This is a genomic window from Lysobacter sp. 22409, assembly GCF_052045105.1.
In the GTDB taxonomy this organism is placed as follows: domain Bacteria; phylum Pseudomonadota; class Gammaproteobacteria; order Xanthomonadales; family Xanthomonadaceae; genus Lysobacter; species Lysobacter antibioticus_B.
In genome coordinates this window covers 1-15,715 of record NZ_JBQEOE010000042.1, presented here as the reverse complement: position 1 = coordinate 15,715, position 15,715 = coordinate 1, and the positions used below count along the sequence as shown (strand labels likewise).

The following is a 15,715-nucleotide window of genomic DNA, read 5'->3' as shown; positions in this document are numbered from 1 at the left end:
CCGCAACGCGAACTCAGTGCATTGCCCGATGAATCGCGAAAGCCAGCAGCTCTTCGAGCGCGTTCCGCGATCGCTCGCCTGGCTCGACGATCGACACCCAACCGTTCGCGCCATAGGTCGGGTGCGGAATCAGCGTATCGACCGCAGCGAAGTCGAAGTCGCCGCGACGATCGGCCAGATCTCTGGGAGCGAAACCGAACAGCGCCTCGAACTTCGCCTTGCCGACATCGAGGTTGACCCGGTACAGGCCGCGATCGAGTTGGGACTCTTCGTCGAAGCCGGCGTAGTCCTTGGTGACGATGGTGACGAACGGCATCTTCTTCGTTTGCCCGTCGGCGCCCACAGCGAAGCAGAAGGTATCGCCCCAGGCCATCTCCGGGCTGCCGTCTTCGCGCGCCGCCACCTGGATGCGAACCGAGCCGTTTGCGGCGAGGTACCGTCGAATTTCGTCTTGGGTCACGAGTCTGTCTCATGGTTATTCGGGTGGGGATTCTAGCAATCGGGCCTGCGCGGATGGCCGCTATCCGGCTCGGTCCATCGAGAGCTCGGAGTGCTCCGGATCCCGGTTCGTGCGGGCGGCCTGTCCGATAATTCAGCCGAACCAGAACCGGCCGCGGCCCGGTTGGCCCCAGACGCCAGGCGTCCAACTCAGAGCATCCTCATGCGAATCGACAACCTGTTTACGAATGCCGCGGCGCCGGCGCAAGGCGAGCGCTTCGAAGCCTTGCTCACTCACAAGAACCTGGTGATCGAGCGCATCGTCAGTTCCGCGACGATCACTCCGACGCAGTACGTGCAAACCCAGGACGAGTGGGTGGCGATGCTGCAGGGTGAAGCGACGCTCGAGGTCGCAGGCGAGGCCGTCGAGCTGCGCTCAGGCGACTACCTGTTCCTGCCTGCCGGCACGCCGCATAGCGTGCGCCGTGTTTCCGAGGGCGCACTGTGGTTGGCGATTCACTTGCATTGATGGTGGGCACGGCCGCTTCTGCTCGCATCTCCACCCACGCATGGCCGCGGGGCGGCGCGACGATCGCTTTAGCGACGATTCCTAGCCAGACGAAGGGATCGCGTTCGTGGACGCTTCCTTCCGCAGCCACCGGCAGAACGCATCGACGGCCGGCGCAGTGTCGGCGCTTTGTCGACGGACGATCCAGAACGCGTAGGCGTTGTCGAGGGATCCGTCGAAAAGCTTGATCAGGCGGCCGCGTTGCACGTCTTCCTCGACCAAAGGGGCGACGCCCAAGGCGACGCCGTGCCCGGCGACGGCGGCCTCCTGGGCCAGGTACATGCTGGCGAACATCGGGCCTCGGGTCGCATCCACTCCCATCGCGCCGGCGGCTTCCAGCCAGGCGGCCCAATCCGGTACGCCGGCGCGCCCGGTCGAACCTTCGTCATGCAGCAGGGTGTGCTGGCGCAGGTCGTCGGGAGTGGCCAGCGGCCGGCGCTCATCGTTCGCCAGCGCAGGCGCGCACACCGGAAACACCGGTGCATCCAGCAAGCGCTCGGCATGGACGCCCGTGTAGGCGCCGGGCCCGTAGCGGATGGCGACGTCGATACCGTCGCGGACGAAATCGACGCGTTCGTTACCGGTCTCGATGCGCAGTTGGATATCGGGATGGTCGTGGTGAAACCGGTGCAGCCTCGGCGCGAGCCACTTCGCCGCGAAGGATTCCACGGTGCTGACGCGCAGATGCATCGCCGTGGGAGCGGCGACCCGGTCCAGCACCCGATCGAGCTGGCCGAACAGTTCACTCAACGATGCCGCCAGCGCTGCGCCTTCGGCGGTCAGCTCGACCGCGCGGTGGCCGCGCTCGAACAGCTTTACGCCGAGGTAGGCCTCCAGGCGCTTGACCTGGTGGCTGACCGCCGCCGGAGTGACGAACAACTGCCCGGCCGCCTCCTGGAAACTCAGGCAGCGCGCGGCCGTTTCGAAGGCCCGTAGGGCGTTGAGCGGGGCAGGGGGGCGTGACTTCAAGAGTGCCTCGGGTTCGCGGACCGAAGCGCGCATCCTATCAAGTTAGTTTTTCTAATGCGGGACTCAAAACATCTCGTTTGTCGGCGCCCGGGGCGCTGGCAATGATGGCCCGTCGCAACACGGTGAGCGTTGGTCATGAGATTCGAGTCCCTGGGTTCCGATGTACTGATGTTCGTCGGCGACGACTACGAGTCGGTCGCCACCGCCTTTCTCGATGGCGACGATGTCCTGCTCGTCGATTCGCTGAGCAGCGCGGACGATGCGAAGTGGATGCGCAGGGTCCTGTGCGACGACCTGGGCAAGACCGTGCGGGCCATCGCCGCGACGCACTACATGAGCGACCACATGGCGGGTCTGTCGCTGTTCCCCGACGCGCTCACGCTGGCCCACCGCCATCATCGCCATACGTTTTTGTCGCAGAACCGGCGTGTCGACGATTTCTATCGCGAGCCGAAGCTGGTCTTCGACAGCGCCATGACCCTGCGCTGGGGCGCACACGAACTGCGCTTCGTGCATAACCCCGGCAAGACCATGGACCACGTCAGCGTGGACGTGCCCACCGCCGACCTGGTCTGCGTTGGCGACAACATCGTCGGCAACATCGTCTACCTGTCCAAGGCGGACCCCGCGCTGATCCGTGCCGCGATCGGCCGGATACGCCAGTTCGGCCGGAGCACGGTGATCGGCGGACACCTGGGGCGATTCCCCGCTACCGTGCTCGACAACGCGATCCATTACCTGGATCGGCTGCGCGACCAGGTCATCCGCATTCGCAACGAAGCCGCGGGACAGGACATCGAGCGGCGCCTCGCCGCGATCGCCATCGAAGCCTGCCTGGCGCCGCAGGTCGAACCGACAGCGTTCGAACGCGACTGGCACCAGCGCAACCTGGAGGTCATCGTCGCGCAGTCGGTGTTCGAGCTCGATACGGCGATGGCCTCGCGGGAGCGCTGCGCATGAGCCGCGACGACGAAATTCTGGGCCGACCCATCCGTCGCCGCGAGTTCCTGCTCGGCTGCGCTGGCCTGGCCGGTGCGGCTTTGGGTGGTGCGGCCTTCGGCGGTGCCGCGTTCGCGGCGGGCCGCGCCGACGGCTTGCGCATCCAGCGGCTGACCTGGGCCGGTATCCGCCTGCAGTTGCCGCAGGCCACCTTGTTCATCGATCCGCTGGTGAATCCGCAGGAATGGGGCGCAGCGCTCAAGGACGCCTTGATTCCGGTCGGCGATGCCGTGGGCGACGCTTCGGTCCTCATTACCCATGCGCATGGCGATCACTTCGACGCGAAGGCGGTCGCGGATGCGCTGGGCAACGGCGGTGTCCTCGCGCATCCGGCGGGAACGAATCCGCTGCCGCTGCCTGCCAAGGCCCGGGTGCGGCCGAGCCCGCTGTGGGAGCCGCAACTGATCGGCGACTTCACCGCTACGGCCGTGCCGGCGTCGGACGGCTATGGCGACCCGCAAGTGTCCTGGGTGGTATCGGCGGGCGGGCGCCGCATCTTCCACGGCGGAGACACGCTCTGGCACGGGCACTGGTGGCGGATCGGCCGCCAGTTCGGCTCCTTCGATGCGGCATTCCTGCCGGTCAACGGCGCGCGTTTCGGTTGGCGCAAGCCGGTCAGCGGCCAGCCCGGCGTGCTCACACCGGAGCAAGCCGTTGCCGCCGCGACCATCCTGGGTGCGAAGCGCTTGGTCCCCATCCACTACGGCGTGTCCGGCATGGACGAATACGTGGAGGTCGCCGACCCGATCGAGCAATTGAAAAAGGCGGCTCGTGGAAAGGCGATCGACATACAGCCGCTGACGCCGGGCGCCTGGGTCGATTGGGGACAGTGAGGGCAGCTCGAAGGTCGGCCCGCATACGTCGGACCGCTCGAACGAACCGCGGCCCTTCACTCCCGGCTGCCGACCGAATCACTGCACCGCTACAGTTTCTTTCTGTGGGCGAGACCGGCAGCGATAAGGTCCATGGCACCGGCTCGGCCCTGTCGTGGGCGACGCAGACGATCGTCTTGCAATGCCTGGATGACGGATGTCGATGAGAGTGTCCGGATCGGCGCTCGCTTGCACTGTCCGAGTTCGCGAATCGGCACGTGATAGGCTGAAATCCGAATACAAGGAGAGTGTCAGCTGTGCGAAAAACAGTGCTTATCGCTGTCTTGACGATTGCTTGCGCGGATGTGGTTTTCGCCGCCCTGCCCGCAAAAAAACCCTTCGTTATCAAGCTGGTGCCGCCCGAACTGGCGACGTGGCCGAGAATGAAGGCAACCGATTTCGGTTGCATGCTCGAAAAGCGTTTCGGAATACAAGACAAAACATACGGCTGCGCGGCCGATTTCGACCGCATGGACTGGGGTGACGCCTGTCTCGGTGCTACAACTAATTACAATGTCGGGCCAGCACTTCCGCTCAGCGTTGCCAAGTCCCTGCCTTCGCCGATCAGTGAGGTCGACCTTGAATGGGAGCACGGAGAGCTGCAGGACCTGTCCGTGACATTCGATCGAAAGGTGAGCGCGCGCGAGGTCGAGGCCATGTTCGGTCTGCGCATCGATGGCCCGAAGCCGGAGAACGTCATGTCTGTGGATCTTCAAGATTGTGCGCAGGGAAAATCCTGTCTCACGCTGCAGGGATTCGACCATATGGGCGCGGCGGATTTCGAATGCGGCACTTAGGCTGCGGCCGAGCAAGCGAACTAGCCTGATTCAGCCGATCGGATCTCGCCTGTCTTGATCCTGTCATGGCCTGGGCATCGAATCCCCGGAACGGCTCAAGTGCCGGGGAGACGAGTCATGGTTTCGTTCTGCATTCTTGCGACGCGCCGAATCGCGGCCATCCCCGCTAGGCTGGCCCGGTACTTGGCCTGCCTTGCGTTCTTGCCGATCGCCTGGTCGGCGAACCTTGGCGCACAGGCCCCGGCGTGGCGGACGGTCAGCGACAAGGACGGCATCCGCCTGGAAGCCCGCAGCCTTCCCCGCGAACGTTTCGACGAGCTTCGCGTCACCACCTCGCTGAAAGCCTCGCCGCAAACGATTGCGGATTACCTGCTCGGCAAGTACCTCGACGAGAAGAACAAGAACATCCGCCGCAGCTTCGTCCAGCGCGGACCGGACCAGGCGATCTGGTCCGACGTGCTCAGCACGCCGGTCACCAGCGAGCGCTGCTATTCCATGCGTTTCGAGCGGCAAGCCCTGCCCAGCGGCGAGATACGGGTGAAGTTCGTATCCCTCGACTATGTCGGCAGAAAACCCAAGCCCGATTGCATTGCGCTGCGTTCGCGCGGTGAGTGGACCATGACCCCGACCAGTGCCGGGACGCGACTGACCTATTTGTCGTTGACCGACATCGGCGGCCAGACCCCCGCGTTTCTGGCGCACCGGTCGCTTTCGTCGGCCGCCGTCTCCAGCGTACGCAAAGTGGTCGCGGGCTCAGCGGGGCTGGCCTTGCCGCGGGGCATCGGCGACTGAGCGGTGCCCACGAGGGCGCAAATTCAGCAAGGGCCGAACATGGACGGCTGGGCTGACCGCGCAGCCCAGCCGCCCCTGATGGAGCTCTCTCGACTGGCGGGGAAAGCTCCGTGCACGATTCAGACTTCGGGTCGCGATCGCATGAGCGATCGAAACGCGTCAGTCCGAGGAGAGCGCTTCAGAAGCAGGGGCCTTGCTCGACCTCGACACGGCCCTGCGAGACACCGAAGGTCGAGACGATGCCGGTGCAGTCGATCAACCGGGCTCCCACCAGATTGTTGGAACTGTCGTAGTACTTGTATTCGATCCAGCCGGAACCGGTCGGCGGCGGGCGCGCGACCGAAGCGCCGAAGGCCAGTGCGGAAAGCGATGCTGCGATCAACAGAGCGGTGCGGACGGGACGTTTCATGAATCCTCCGAGGGATGGGGCAGGGTGGCAGTCAGACAAGGCAAACGCGCTCGGCTACGGGCGGGCGCCGGCTTCCGCCGTGCCTCGCCATCGACGCTCAGGCCGAGACGGTTTGTACGGTTTGATTGGGGTCGAACGAAGGGCAGGGATCGAGGCAAGGTTTGCCAGGCACGCAAGGCGGCGGCACGCACTCTCCGCCCGAGCCCGGCCCGCCCGGCCCGGTGCCCGGATCGTTCGGGTTGATGCAGTAGGGCGGATAATCCACTGCGATTTCGCCCTCGGCGCAGAACGAATAGTCCGGATTGCTCGGGCCGTTGCCTGCTTGCGCCTGGGCCTGGCCGACGCCCGTCGACCACGCCGCAGCCTGCAGCGCAGTGCCCAGCACCAATACTTTCAAAAGCATCTTCATCTTGTTCCCTCGTAGGTTGAGACCGATGGAGTACCTGCCGACGCGGCGCATGCGCACCCGCGGCCATGGCGAGGACGTCGGTGCACGAGTTCCTGCGCAGCGGAAACCTGTCCGCGCGTTCGCGGGGCAGGCAGGACACTCGCTCCATGCGAAGCCGCCGTGCGCGTCCGATGCGCCGGGTCGATACTAGGTAATGCCCGCCATCGCTCAAGGCCGAAACCGGGCCATGCCGGGAACGACGCGGGTCAAGCGGCGATGCGGCTCCGCACCGACGATCATGCGCAGGCCGCTGTCTGGAACGCCGTAACCCCGCGCTGCGCCTGATAATTACGTCGATTCGTTCCCGCCGATACCCGCGGCCATGCGGCCCTGCGCTTTAGACCGGGTCGGTGCCTGGCGTCTGTGTCATGGCCGTCCGGATTGCATCGCGGTTCACCGGCCGCGCTCCGTGCCGATGCGAAGTGAAGGTGCCCAGAGGCCCGCGCCCGATTCGATTCGCAGACCGTGCATATCGGCGCACACATCAGTGCGACATGGTCTTGGAGAACAGATTCATGACGACGACTCCGGCCACGATCAAAGCCATGCCGGCCCCTGCCCCCAGGTCGAGCTTCTGTCCGTAATAGATCCACGAGAACGCGGTGACGAGGACCACGCCGAGACCGGCCCAGATGGCGTAGGCGATACCCACCGGAATCGAGCGCAACGCAAGCGACAGGAAGTAGAACGCCGTCACGTATCCCGCGATCACCACGAGCGACGGAACAAGCTTGCTGAAGCCGTCGCTTGCCTTGAGTACGGACGTTGCCACTACTTCGCCGAAAATCGCCATAGCCAGGAATATCCAATGTTTCATGGTCCGTCTCTGCGGTTGGGAGCGACGGATTGTGGTGGCGTCGATCTGCGATAAACAGTCTTGTTGCGAACGGATTTCTCTGAGCACTCGCGCGTCGCAAGGCGAGTCCTCGACGCGCTCGAGGCGGCCGTCGTCGTCGTGTTCCTCTGCGTTCCTCTATAGGGATCACACAAATCGCCATGCGATCGGCTGGGGTAGCCGGGGGAGACATGCGCCTGCCTGCGCTTTTACCTGTAGCGAATGTGCACTCGCTTTCGCCGCGCGAACGTAGCGCGCCGTGCGCGCGGCTTACCTTACCCACACAGGAATCGAATCCATGAAGCTGTTAAACAAATCACTGCTTGCCGCGGCGTTGTTCGCTTGCGGCAGTGCGGCGGCAACCGCGAAAGTCCCGAGCAAACCCGTTGCCAAAGCCGCCGAGGCCGAGTGGAACGTGCTGGTGTTCATGAACGGCAAGAACAACCTGGAGCCGTTCACGGTCCACAACTGGAACCAGATGGCGAAAGTCGGCAGTTCCGACAAGGTCAACATCCTGGTCGAGTACGGCCGCATCGCAGGCTACGACAGCAGCAACGGCGACTGGACCGGCGTCAAGCGGTTCCGGGTCAAGAAGGGCGACAAGCCGACTGCCGCGGGCGCGCTGATGGACTTGGGCAAGTCCAAGTTGAACACCGACATGGGCGATAAGGAAACGCTCGCCGAGTTCATCAAGTGGGGCACGCAAAAGTATCCGGCCAAGCGCACGATGCTGGTGATCTGGAACCACGGCCAAGGCTTCCGCGTTGCGCCAGGGGCGAAAAACACCCACCGCTCGGTGTCCTCGGACGACGAAACCGGCAATATCATCTACAACTCCGACGTCGCCGATGCGATCAAGACCGCGCTTGGCAGCAAGAAGCTCGACATCGTTTCTTTCGACGCCTGCCTGATGGCGATGATCGAACCGGCTTACGAACTGCGCGATCGCGCCAAGTTCCTGGTCGGCAGCGAAGAACTCGAGCCGGGCGAAGGTTGGGATTACGGTTTCCTGGCCAATCTGGCCAAGCAGCCGGCCACGACCGAGGCGCAGGCGCTGGGCAAGTGGGTGGTCGACAGCTACAAGGCCTACTACACCAACAAGCCGTCGGGCCACACCACGCTGTCCTCGATCGACCTGAGCAAGACCGGTCTGGTCGCCGACGCGCTCGACGCGGTGACCGAAAGCCTGACCACCACCGCCGAGAAGCAGGCCGCGCGCGATGCGCGCAAGGCGATGACCCCGTACGAGACTTCCTATGGGGTGGACATCGGTGCGTGGCTGGCCACGCTCAAGACCAAGGCCATCGACGCCGACAGCAAGGCCGCGGTGCAGGACGCGCAGGACGCGTTGGCGCTGGCGGTCAAGGCGAACTACAGCAGCGGCAACAAGATCGGCAACAAGTTCTACGGCGACACCGGTCTGGCGGTGTTCTTCCCGCAGAACGCCAAGGAGTTCAACGCCGACTACTCCAGCGGCGGCTATAAGGTCGGCAATACCGATCGCCCGATTCGCTATGTGCAGGAGTCGGCCTGGCCGGGCTTCCTGAAGACGGTGTTCTCGGTGCCCACCAACTGATCGCGATCGCCTTGCGATCCCGATGACGCCCCGACGGAAGCGAGCGATCGCTTCCGTCGTTGGCGAGTGCGGGGGGCGAGGATCAAGCCTTGCCGTTCACGACCAAGGCATAAGGGCGCCGGCGCTAATCACCATAACGGTTTCATAAAGGTCGCCGGGAAAATGGGAGATGACCCCGAGCGTGACGGCCAAGTCGTATGGCGTGTCCGCACCCGGTAGCAGACCGATGCTATGACGCATGCAGATCTCGCGATGTCGGCGGGCGGGTCATCTCCGGTGTGTGGTCACTATCCAGGCACGCGAATCGAACCAGACGCCATCGGCCTGTTGGTGCTCGGTCAACAGACCGCGGAGGCGATCGAGGGCCTGTTCGCGTGGGCCGGTATCGAGGCGGGCGACCTTCTCCTGCACGGTAGAAAATCCGGACACGAACTCGAAGGCGGCATCGACGTCGGTCCCGTAGAAGGCGGGCTCATGCACTTCGTCGAACATCGGGGCAGCGAAGCCGGCGGCATCGAGAATGCGTTTGACGAAGTCCTGATCGCCCAGGGAGAAGGCGGGCGGAGCGGCGGGGGAGTTTTCGATTCCTGCTTCATCGGGCGGGAACGCGCTTTCGATGGCGGTGGCCCATTCGTTGCGATCGCGCTGCTGCCACACCATCATCACCAGCCGTCCCTGCGGACGCAATGCGCTGCGTATGTTGGAGAAGGCCGCGAACGGATGCTCGAAGAACATCGTGCCGAATCGGCTGATGGCCACATCGAAGGATTCGTGCGGCAGCCCATGTCGTTCGGCGTCGGCGCATGAGTATTCGACGTTGCCGAGCCTTGCTGCACGAGTGAGTTCCCGTGCGCGCTCGATCATCTCATTCGAGCGGTCGATACCTAGCGCAGACCCCGTTGCCGCGAGTTGCGCCGCTTCGCGTGTCGTCTGCCCGGTCCCGCAGCCGACGTCGAGGACCCGATCGGAAGCGAGGATGCCGTACGCGCGCCGCAACACGGCGTTGTGGCGTTGCAGCTCGAGGTCGTAGTCGATCATTCGGACGGCTCCTGGTTCGTGCTTCGGCTCCGGCGAGGACGGGTATCCCCGATAGGCGGCATGAAACTTGGCAGGCTAAGGACTCAAACGAACGCAAACCAGAGCCTGGGTACGAATCGCGGCGCCTGCGTGGGGGGCGGTGCTAGGATTCAAGAACAGCCGGGGTTACTCAGGGGTGATCGATGAACGAAAAGAACAGGAAGACGTTGCTTTGGGCGATGTTCGCCATCGCGATCGTCATCGCCTGCGGGACCTCGCTGGTAGTGGTCGCCTCCCGCTAGTGTTGCGGCGGCTGGATGAAAGCCGTCATCGCGCCCGCTGCAGACTCAGAAACTTGTACATGTTCTCGATGGCGCGTTGGCGCCGCGAGGAATCCATTCCGCCATCGTCGACCAATTCCAGCCCGGCGTCGGCGATCCGGTTCGAAACCACCGCGTTATCGATGTCGAGGTCTTCGCGGCGGACCAGGCCGGAGACCCGGTAGGTTTGTTGCATGCCGCTGACATCGAGCGCCAGCAGGCCCTGAATCTGCACGCTGCCGTCCGGCTTCACAGCGACCACCTCCGCCGGAATGATGGTCAGCAGGTCGTTGGACGCGTCCTGAGAACTGCTGGCGGCCGGCGGTTTGGCCCAGGTCGATTTAAGTGCGAACACCCTGATGGCGTCGCCGACATGATGCGCAGGCTGGACCGCCGGGTAGCCGACATAGTCGTTGACGTCGACCGGGCTTTTGAGCGGCAGCGAGGACGCCGGCGGAGGCGCCATCGGCATCGGTGGCGCCTCCAGCACCACTGCGGATGGCTCAGGCAGCGGAGGCGGAATCGGTGGCCGCGCCGGGCTCCGAGCCAGGACCGGTCCGGTGCACAGGGCCGCGACCATCAGCAGGGCCGGGATCGACACATGGCGGGTATCGGCTTGCGTACTCATCTGAAAAGTCCTTTTCTCTTGCGGTAGCGGGGGAAGCCCAGGCCGGTCTCAGTTCTCGGCCGCATCGAATCTACCTGCGTAAGCATACGCGGATGTCGACGAAGACCGCTGGCGTCGCGAGCAGCGAAACGGCTTCGGCTTGTCGGCCATCGCGATTACTTCCCCTGCGCTTGCTCACGGCACCAGTGGTCGATGGCCGCCTGATTCTGCCGTTCCTTGGCCAGTGCGCAGTTCTCGACGATCTCTCGCTCCGAGTCGGGTAGGTCGGCGGCTTTCTCTCTGGCAGGGAATGCGCATGCGGACAGAAGGCAGAGCAAGATCAGCGCCGAAAGCGCGGCGGCAGAGTGTGGCTTCATCTTGACGGCGGATACTCGGATTGAGCCGAGCCGCGGGGCGGCTTCGGTCGGTTGGATTACTCACGCTCGGTGCGGGCCGACGTTCCGCCGGCAATCGGCGACCTCAGCCGGAGCCGCTGCAAAACACCGGCGGAAGGATATGCGAGGCCACCTCGACCGCAAAATAGATCAGCCATATCGCGACGCCCAGCCAGATCAACTCGAACGCTCTCAGGTAGGCGACCGTCAGCAGCAGGATCAGCGCCGGGACGCCGAGGACCACCAGGCAGGCCAGGAACACATAGGCGCCACCCCAACAACCGAAGACCCCGGTGCTTAAGGAGACGACTGAAGCGGCTGCCAGCAGCAGTGCCAGGATCAGGCAGGCGATCGCGCAGATACGCGCGCGGCGATGGCGTTTCGTCAGCCGGGCATCCACCGGCGGCGGATTGGTTGCGGGCGGCCCTTGGTGGGTCATGGGGCCAGCTCGCGTTGCTGCCGGTCGGCCTGCGCCCGGCATCGACAGGAAAACACCCAATCCAGGATCAGCGCCACCGATACGAATAACAGGAGTACCAGTCCGGAAAAGATCACGCCCAGCATCGACAGAGCCCAGGCCATCAAAGCGGCGTTCTTCCATACATCGAACAGGCCGGCCGCCAGCATGCAGACAAGCAGCGGAACGAACTCGATGAAGAGGTAGCCGGCCACCGCACGACGCGCCGCTTTGCAAAGCCGCGGCCGCCAGGACGGGCGCAACCAGCCCGCTACCGGCAGTACGCCGAGCAGAATGAACCATGGGCCGAATACGAGGTGCAGCGGCAGGTCGCTGGTTCCGCTCGCCCCGAACTGCGCCTGGGCCTGGCCGATACACCCCATGAGCGCCAGGCAAAGCGCCGCGATCCGTGCGGAGCGCCGATACCGATCGTTCAAACTGGAATCCTTTCGATGTTGAAGGCGCGATGATCCGATTGAAGTGCCTTGATAACGCCAGGCGCCGGCAACAGCAAGTGCGGCCGTCTCCAGCGAATCCTAAGTCGCTGATTCGTATGCGTGCACAACGCTCGGCCGAGGACAGGTCTGGAGAACGCCGACAGCAGAGAGGGGGGCGGTCTTGGGCCGCACTCGCTAGGCGGGGATCGGTCGCCGATTACGGGCTATCGCCATAACCCAGCAAGAAGCCTTTCCGTGGTGCCGCGGCGACAGCGGAGAACGGACTGAAAGAGCCGTTTCGCCATCTTGCTACGGCGCGCGCGCTCCAGCAATGCTTGCCCCGAAGTCCACCGCATCGAGACCGGGTCTTGTCTCTCGTCTCTTTGGAGTTGAGCCGTGCTTGCGCGGCATACGGAAATGCAAAGGCCGGCCCAGGAAGCGGATGTCCGGTTCAGAACTGATGTGTCGCACTAACCGAGTAGTAGCGTCCGATCGGGTCGCTGTCGGCAATAGTGTAGCCGCCGTTGCTGTAGTTGTAGTTGCCGGGATGGCGATCGCCAAGGTTGTTGATGTTGAGGCTGAACAGCCAACGTTTGAGGCCGCGGTAAGCGATATCGATGCCGGCCAAGGTCGTGCTGGGCGTACGGCGCGTGTGGTCGACGTTACTGCCGTAAGTGAAGGTAGTGCTTGGCCCCGGCACGGACACCGTCGTTGGCCCTATGTAGTACAGATTGAGCGTTACGATCCAATCGCGATAGCTCCAGCGAACATCGCCCAGCACGCTTCGGCTGGGCATTTCGATGCCGGCATGGTCCTCGATCGGCGCGGACGGACGATGCTGCCGGAGCAGGCGATGCGTGTAGTGGCCGCTCAGGCTGAAATCGAGGTCGCCCCAGCGCTGCGTCTGGTGACTGTACTCGGCCTCGATCTCCCAGCCCCGCACTTCGGTGCTGCCGACATTATCGAGATAGCTGGCGACGGCGACCAGCTCGCCGTTTTCGTCGCGAATCAAGGCTTCCGGGGACAGTTCGTCGAGACCCAGCGCATTGATCGGCAGAATCTCGTTCCTGCGCCGGATGCGATAGTGACTGCCGGTCAGCGAGAAGTCTTCGCTGGGGGTCCAGGTCAAACCGAGATTGCGGTTGGTCGATGTCTCCGGCTTCAGCCTCGGGTTGACTCGTGCGCGTAGGTCGACGGCGCAATAGTCGTCGAACTCGTCACGGCAGGGGCGGGTCGAATCGTCGGCGGGGACGTAGGAAAGCGTCTGTTGCTTGATCAGCAGCGGGCCACGCAGCTCAGCCAATGTAGGCGCACGATAACCCTCTCCAACCGAGGCGCGCAGACTCAGCGACTGAAAAGCTTGCCAGCGCAGACCGAACATGGGGGAGATCTGATCGCCGTAGCCCCGGTTGCGATCCAAGCGCCATGCCGCGTCCATCGAGAGTTTATGGTGCAGCGGCGCCTTGAGCTCGGCATAGACCGCGGCTGCATCGCGGTGGTCGCTTCGACCCTGGAAGTCCATCGCCAGCGCGATATCGCCTTTCGTCAGCAAGGGGTCCGGCCGGTTGCTCAGGTGCTCGTGACGGGCTTCGAATCCGGCTGCGGCCTGGACGTCGCCGGCGGGTAATGCGAACAGAGGACCGTCCACGCTGCCGGACAAGGTTTCCAGCGACATCTTCCCGCCCAATACGATGGGAGGCGAAAGCTTGGCGAGCACGGCATCGGAATTCCTGTCCACCCGATTGAAACGATAGCTTCGATCGTCGACGACCGACCCGAGAGCCGACAGGCAGATCAAGCCATTGATGCGATTGGCGACCTCGTTGTCGCGGCGCGACAGACTCAGATCCCAGGCCCAAGTTCGGCGGTAGCCGTTTATGCCGATGGTGTAGTCCCGGTTGGTGGTAACGACCCGATTGCCGATCGGCCCCACGTCGGAGAACCAATAATTCAAGAACGAATAGTCGCGAGCTCTTTCGCTATCGGGGTGGTCGCCGGACAGCGGCATCACCCCATGGCTCGGAGCGTTGCGCAGCTCCAGCCCGACCCGGGACAGGCGCAGATCGGCGTAGGCCTCGAGGTTCTCGCTGATCGGCTGACGCAGGTGGGCGTACAAGGAGTTGCTGGCGATACCGGGTTGCAGACTGCTGTAGCGCGGAGCGTCGAAACCGCACTCGACGCCGGATGGCGTGGGATCGCGATTGCGACAGCCTGCGATCGGGAGCACGCTGCCGTCGTCCTGCAGGAAGCCCAGTGCGATCCGCCGATCGGTCCCGCCGAATCGCCGTCGATCGAGCGTGCTCCAAGAGCGCTGGCTGCCGATCAGCGGATTACGGGTGAAGTGATCGGCGCTGACGAAAACGTTGCCGCCGCTGCGCGTCTGCGCGCCGAAGCTGGCGTACTCGCGTTGCTGCTCGGCGTCGCCGCGCTGGGACACGCCAAAATTGCTGCCGACCTCGGCCCCGCGGTAGTCCTTCTTCAGGATGATGTTGACTACGCCGGCCATCGCGTCGGCGCCGTAGATGGCCGACGCTCCACCGCGAGCGATCTCGATGTGATCGACCATGCTCAAGGGAATGCCGTTGAGGTCAGTCAACGCGCCCATATCGGTCGAGACCAGGCCGTAGTTGGCCATGCGTCGTCCATCGACGAGAAACAAGGTCGCGCGCGGGCCGAGCGAGTACAAACTGGCCGAAGCCGCGGCTGCCGTCGGCACTTGGCTGTTGCCGCCCTCGCTGGCGATATTGCGGGGATGGTGACCGGTCATGCCCGGCATCAAGCGCAGCACATCGAACAAGGTCTGATGGCCGCTGGCGCGAATCTGCTCCTGCGTGATCAGCGTCAAAGGCAGTGCGCTCTCAAGCCCCGCGCGCTTGATCCGGCTTCCAGTGACGTGGACCGTGTCCAACTGGGTCGGAGACCTCGGCGAGGAGGTCGCCTTCGGCGCTGCCGGCCTCGCGTCGGCCCGCGGGCGCGGTGTGGGCTGAAGCAGGTAAACATTGGCTTTTACCGCGACTGCGGTGAGGCCGGTCCCTTCCAGTAATCGAGCCAGGCCCTCACGAACTCCGGGATGGCCTCTGAGGCCCGCGCTGCGCCGTTTGGCCACCAAGGCGGGCGAATAGATCAACTGCACGTCTTTGCGAGAGGCGAAGGCGTTGAGCGTATCGTCCAAGGCGCCGGGCGGAATGCTATAGCCACCGGGCGGAGCAGCGCTCGCTGAGGCCTGATAAGCCACCGCGACTTGCGGGGCCGTCAGTGAGAGGAAAACGATGAATGCGTGAGAAAATCTGGCCATACATAACCGTATCGATCAGACCCAAGCGGATTCCGGACGCCTGGCTTCTATGGCGAAATCGAACCATAGCATCGCCGCTGGGCTGATGGACTCGGCCGCATCGGACTTCAACGGTCTGAACCGCACGGTGCGTACCGGCGGTTGGAGGCGCATACGTTATCGTCCTCATGTGCGGCGCACATCGCGCCGAAAATGTCACACATGAACGATGTCACACATGACGGGGCCGAGCGCTCTCGGGACGTTCCGGCATGTCATGGAATACGTGCTGGATGGTCGCGTCGTGCGTACCGGGATGGACCTCGACGCATCTCACCTGCCACCAGTCGGGCCGTAACGCTCCGAACCCGTGGCGCATCGTGCGCAAGGCGAGATCGCCCCGAAGCCGTAAGCCAACGGGTTTCGGTGCGAGGGCTGGTCAGGCGGCTACACGGAGCGAGCCGTCCGAACGGTGTGCGGGCGCAGTCAACGTGCCGCGAACGCA

16 protein-coding genes are annotated in these 15,715 nt (G+C 64.0%); 6 read left to right on the top strand and 10 right to left on the bottom strand.

Going from position 1 to position 15,715, the window contains the following annotated elements; translation table 11 throughout:
- Window positions 1–13: 13 nt before the first annotated feature.
- Window positions 14–460, bottom strand: a complete 447-nt coding sequence (locus ACTJJK_RS18710; RefSeq protein ID WP_031370245.1) for a DUF6194 family protein — start codon at window positions 458–460, stop codon at window positions 14–16.
- A 201-nt stretch (window positions 461–661) separates the two neighbouring features.
- Here ACTJJK_RS18710 and ACTJJK_RS18705 point away from each other — a divergent pair, with 201 nt between their 5' ends.
- Complete coding sequence (locus tag ACTJJK_RS18705; RefSeq protein WP_440730935.1) at window positions 662–967, top strand: cupin domain-containing protein; 306 nt, start codon at window positions 662–664, stop codon at window positions 965–967.
- Between the two features lie 81 nt (window positions 968–1,048).
- Here the strand turns inward: ACTJJK_RS18705 and gcvA are convergent, their stop codons facing one another.
- Entirely contained in the window at window positions 1,049–1,975 is a 927-nt protein-coding gene (gcvA, locus tag ACTJJK_RS18700) for a transcriptional regulator GcvA (RefSeq protein WP_440730934.1), read from the bottom strand.
- 135 nt (window positions 1,976–2,110) lie between these two features.
- On the opposite strand from gcvA, the gene ACTJJK_RS18695 reads away from it, so the two are divergent.
- From ACTJJK_RS18695 to ACTJJK_RS18680, 4 genes are all read left to right on the top strand, one after another.
- Entirely contained in the window at window positions 2,111–2,935 is an 825-nt protein-coding gene (locus ACTJJK_RS18695) for an MBL fold metallo-hydrolase (protein WP_440730933.1), read from the top strand.
- A complete protein-coding gene (locus ACTJJK_RS18690) occupies window positions 2,932–3,807 on the top strand; it encodes an MBL fold metallo-hydrolase (RefSeq protein ID WP_440730932.1) in 876 nt (291 codons plus the stop codon). Before ACTJJK_RS18695 ends, ACTJJK_RS18690 begins: the two co-directional genes overlap by 4 nt.
- A gap of 296 nt (window positions 3,808–4,103) precedes the next feature.
- Window positions 4,104–4,643 carry a hypothetical protein gene (locus ACTJJK_RS18685; RefSeq protein ID WP_440730931.1) on the top strand — a complete coding sequence of 180 codons (540 nt, stop codon included), beginning with the start codon at window positions 4,104–4,106 and terminating at the stop codon, window positions 4,641–4,643.
- 117 nt (window positions 4,644–4,760) lie between these two features.
- The gene (locus ACTJJK_RS18680) at window positions 4,761–5,435 is read left to right on the top strand and encodes a hypothetical protein (RefSeq protein WP_152566044.1); all 675 of its coding nucleotides are present in this window, start codon (window positions 4,761–4,763) and stop codon (window positions 5,433–5,435) included.
- 178 nt (window positions 5,436–5,613) lie between these two features.
- On the opposite strand, the gene ACTJJK_RS18675 is transcribed toward ACTJJK_RS18680, so the two are convergent.
- From ACTJJK_RS18675 to ACTJJK_RS18665, 3 genes are all read right to left on the bottom strand, one after another.
- On the bottom strand, window positions 5,614–5,844 hold the full coding sequence (locus ACTJJK_RS18675; protein ID WP_031370238.1) for a DUF6289 family protein: 231 nt from the start codon (window positions 5,842–5,844) through the stop codon (window positions 5,614–5,616).
- A gap of 97 nt (window positions 5,845–5,941) precedes the next feature.
- Window positions 5,942–6,253 (bottom strand): hypothetical protein, encoded by a 312-nt coding sequence (locus ACTJJK_RS18670; protein WP_031370237.1) that lies wholly within the window; start codon window positions 6,251–6,253, stop codon window positions 5,942–5,944.
- Window positions 6,254–6,776: 523 nt separating this feature from the next.
- Window positions 6,777–7,109: a DMT family transporter gene (locus ACTJJK_RS18665; RefSeq protein ID WP_440730930.1), complete on the bottom strand. Its 333-nt coding sequence runs from the start codon at window positions 7,107–7,109 to the stop codon at window positions 6,777–6,779.
- Window positions 7,110–7,425: 316 nt separating this feature from the next.
- Here ACTJJK_RS18665 and ACTJJK_RS18660 point away from each other — a divergent pair, with 316 nt between their 5' ends.
- On the top strand, window positions 7,426–8,703 hold the full coding sequence (locus ACTJJK_RS18660; RefSeq protein ID WP_223619051.1) for a clostripain-related cysteine peptidase: 1,278 nt from the start codon (window positions 7,426–7,428) through the stop codon (window positions 8,701–8,703).
- 267 nt (window positions 8,704–8,970) lie between these two features.
- On the opposite strand, the gene ACTJJK_RS18655 is transcribed toward ACTJJK_RS18660, so the two are convergent.
- The 5 genes from ACTJJK_RS18655 to ACTJJK_RS18635 all read right to left on the bottom strand — a co-directional run bounded on the left by ACTJJK_RS18655 (window position 8,971) and on the right by ACTJJK_RS18635 (window position 15,231).
- Window positions 8,971–9,741, bottom strand: a complete 771-nt coding sequence (locus tag ACTJJK_RS18655; RefSeq protein WP_440730929.1) for a class I SAM-dependent methyltransferase — start codon at window positions 9,739–9,741, stop codon at window positions 8,971–8,973.
- 306 nt (window positions 9,742–10,047) lie between these two features.
- Window positions 10,048–10,641, bottom strand: coding sequence for a flagellar basal body L-ring protein FlgH (locus tag ACTJJK_RS18650; RefSeq protein WP_440730928.1), 594 nt, complete (start codon window positions 10,639–10,641; stop codon window positions 10,048–10,050).
- 486 nt (window positions 10,642–11,127) lie between these two features.
- On the bottom strand, window positions 11,128–11,481 hold the full coding sequence (locus ACTJJK_RS18645; RefSeq protein WP_440730927.1) for a hypothetical protein: 354 nt from the start codon (window positions 11,479–11,481) through the stop codon (window positions 11,128–11,130).
- Window positions 11,478–11,936 (bottom strand): hypothetical protein, encoded by a 459-nt coding sequence (locus ACTJJK_RS18640; RefSeq protein WP_440730926.1) that lies wholly within the window; start codon window positions 11,934–11,936, stop codon window positions 11,478–11,480. Before ACTJJK_RS18640 ends, ACTJJK_RS18645 begins: the two co-directional genes overlap by 4 nt.
- Before the next feature lie 451 nt (window positions 11,937–12,387).
- Window positions 12,388–15,231 (bottom strand): TonB-dependent receptor domain-containing protein, encoded by a 2,844-nt coding sequence (locus ACTJJK_RS18635; protein ID WP_440730925.1) that lies wholly within the window; start codon window positions 15,229–15,231, stop codon window positions 12,388–12,390.
- Window positions 15,232–15,715 lie beyond the last annotated feature (484 nt).

Excerpts from the sequence above, each read along its gene's own strand:
- ACTJJK_RS18705 (WP_440730935.1), top strand. The coding sequence starts at position 662 with ATGCGAATCGACAACCTGTTTACGAATGCCGCGGCGCCGGCGCAAGGC.
- ACTJJK_RS18695 (WP_440730933.1), top strand. The coding sequence starts at position 2,111 with ATGAGATTCGAGTCCCTGGGTTCCGATGTACTGATGTTCGTCGGCGAC.
- ACTJJK_RS18690 (WP_440730932.1), top strand. The coding sequence starts at position 2,932 with ATGAGCCGCGACGACGAAATTCTGGGCCGACCCATCCGTCGCCGCGAG.
- ACTJJK_RS18680 (WP_152566044.1), top strand. The coding sequence starts at position 4,761 with ATGGTTTCGTTCTGCATTCTTGCGACGCGCCGAATCGCGGCCATCCCC.
- ACTJJK_RS18675 (WP_031370238.1), bottom strand. The coding sequence starts at position 5,844 with ATGAAACGTCCCGTCCGCACCGCTCTGTTGATCGCAGCATCGCTTTCC.
- ACTJJK_RS18670 (WP_031370237.1), bottom strand. The coding sequence starts at position 6,253 with ATGAAGATGCTTTTGAAAGTATTGGTGCTGGGCACTGCGCTGCAGGCT.
- ACTJJK_RS18665 (WP_440730930.1), bottom strand. The coding sequence starts at position 7,109 with ATGAAACATTGGATATTCCTGGCTATGGCGATTTTCGGCGAAGTAGTG.
- ACTJJK_RS18660 (WP_223619051.1), top strand. The coding sequence starts at position 7,426 with ATGAAGCTGTTAAACAAATCACTGCTTGCCGCGGCGTTGTTCGCTTGC.
- ACTJJK_RS18655 (WP_440730929.1), bottom strand. The coding sequence starts at position 9,741 with ATGATCGACTACGACCTCGAGCTGCAACGCCACAACGCCGTGTTGCGG.
- ACTJJK_RS18645 (WP_440730927.1), bottom strand. The coding sequence starts at position 11,481 with ATGACCCACCAAGGGCCGCCCGCAACCAATCCGCCGCCGGTGGATGCC.
- ACTJJK_RS18635 (WP_440730925.1), bottom strand. The coding sequence starts at position 15,231 with ATGGCCAGATTTTCTCACGCATTCATCGTTTTCCTCTCACTGACGGCC.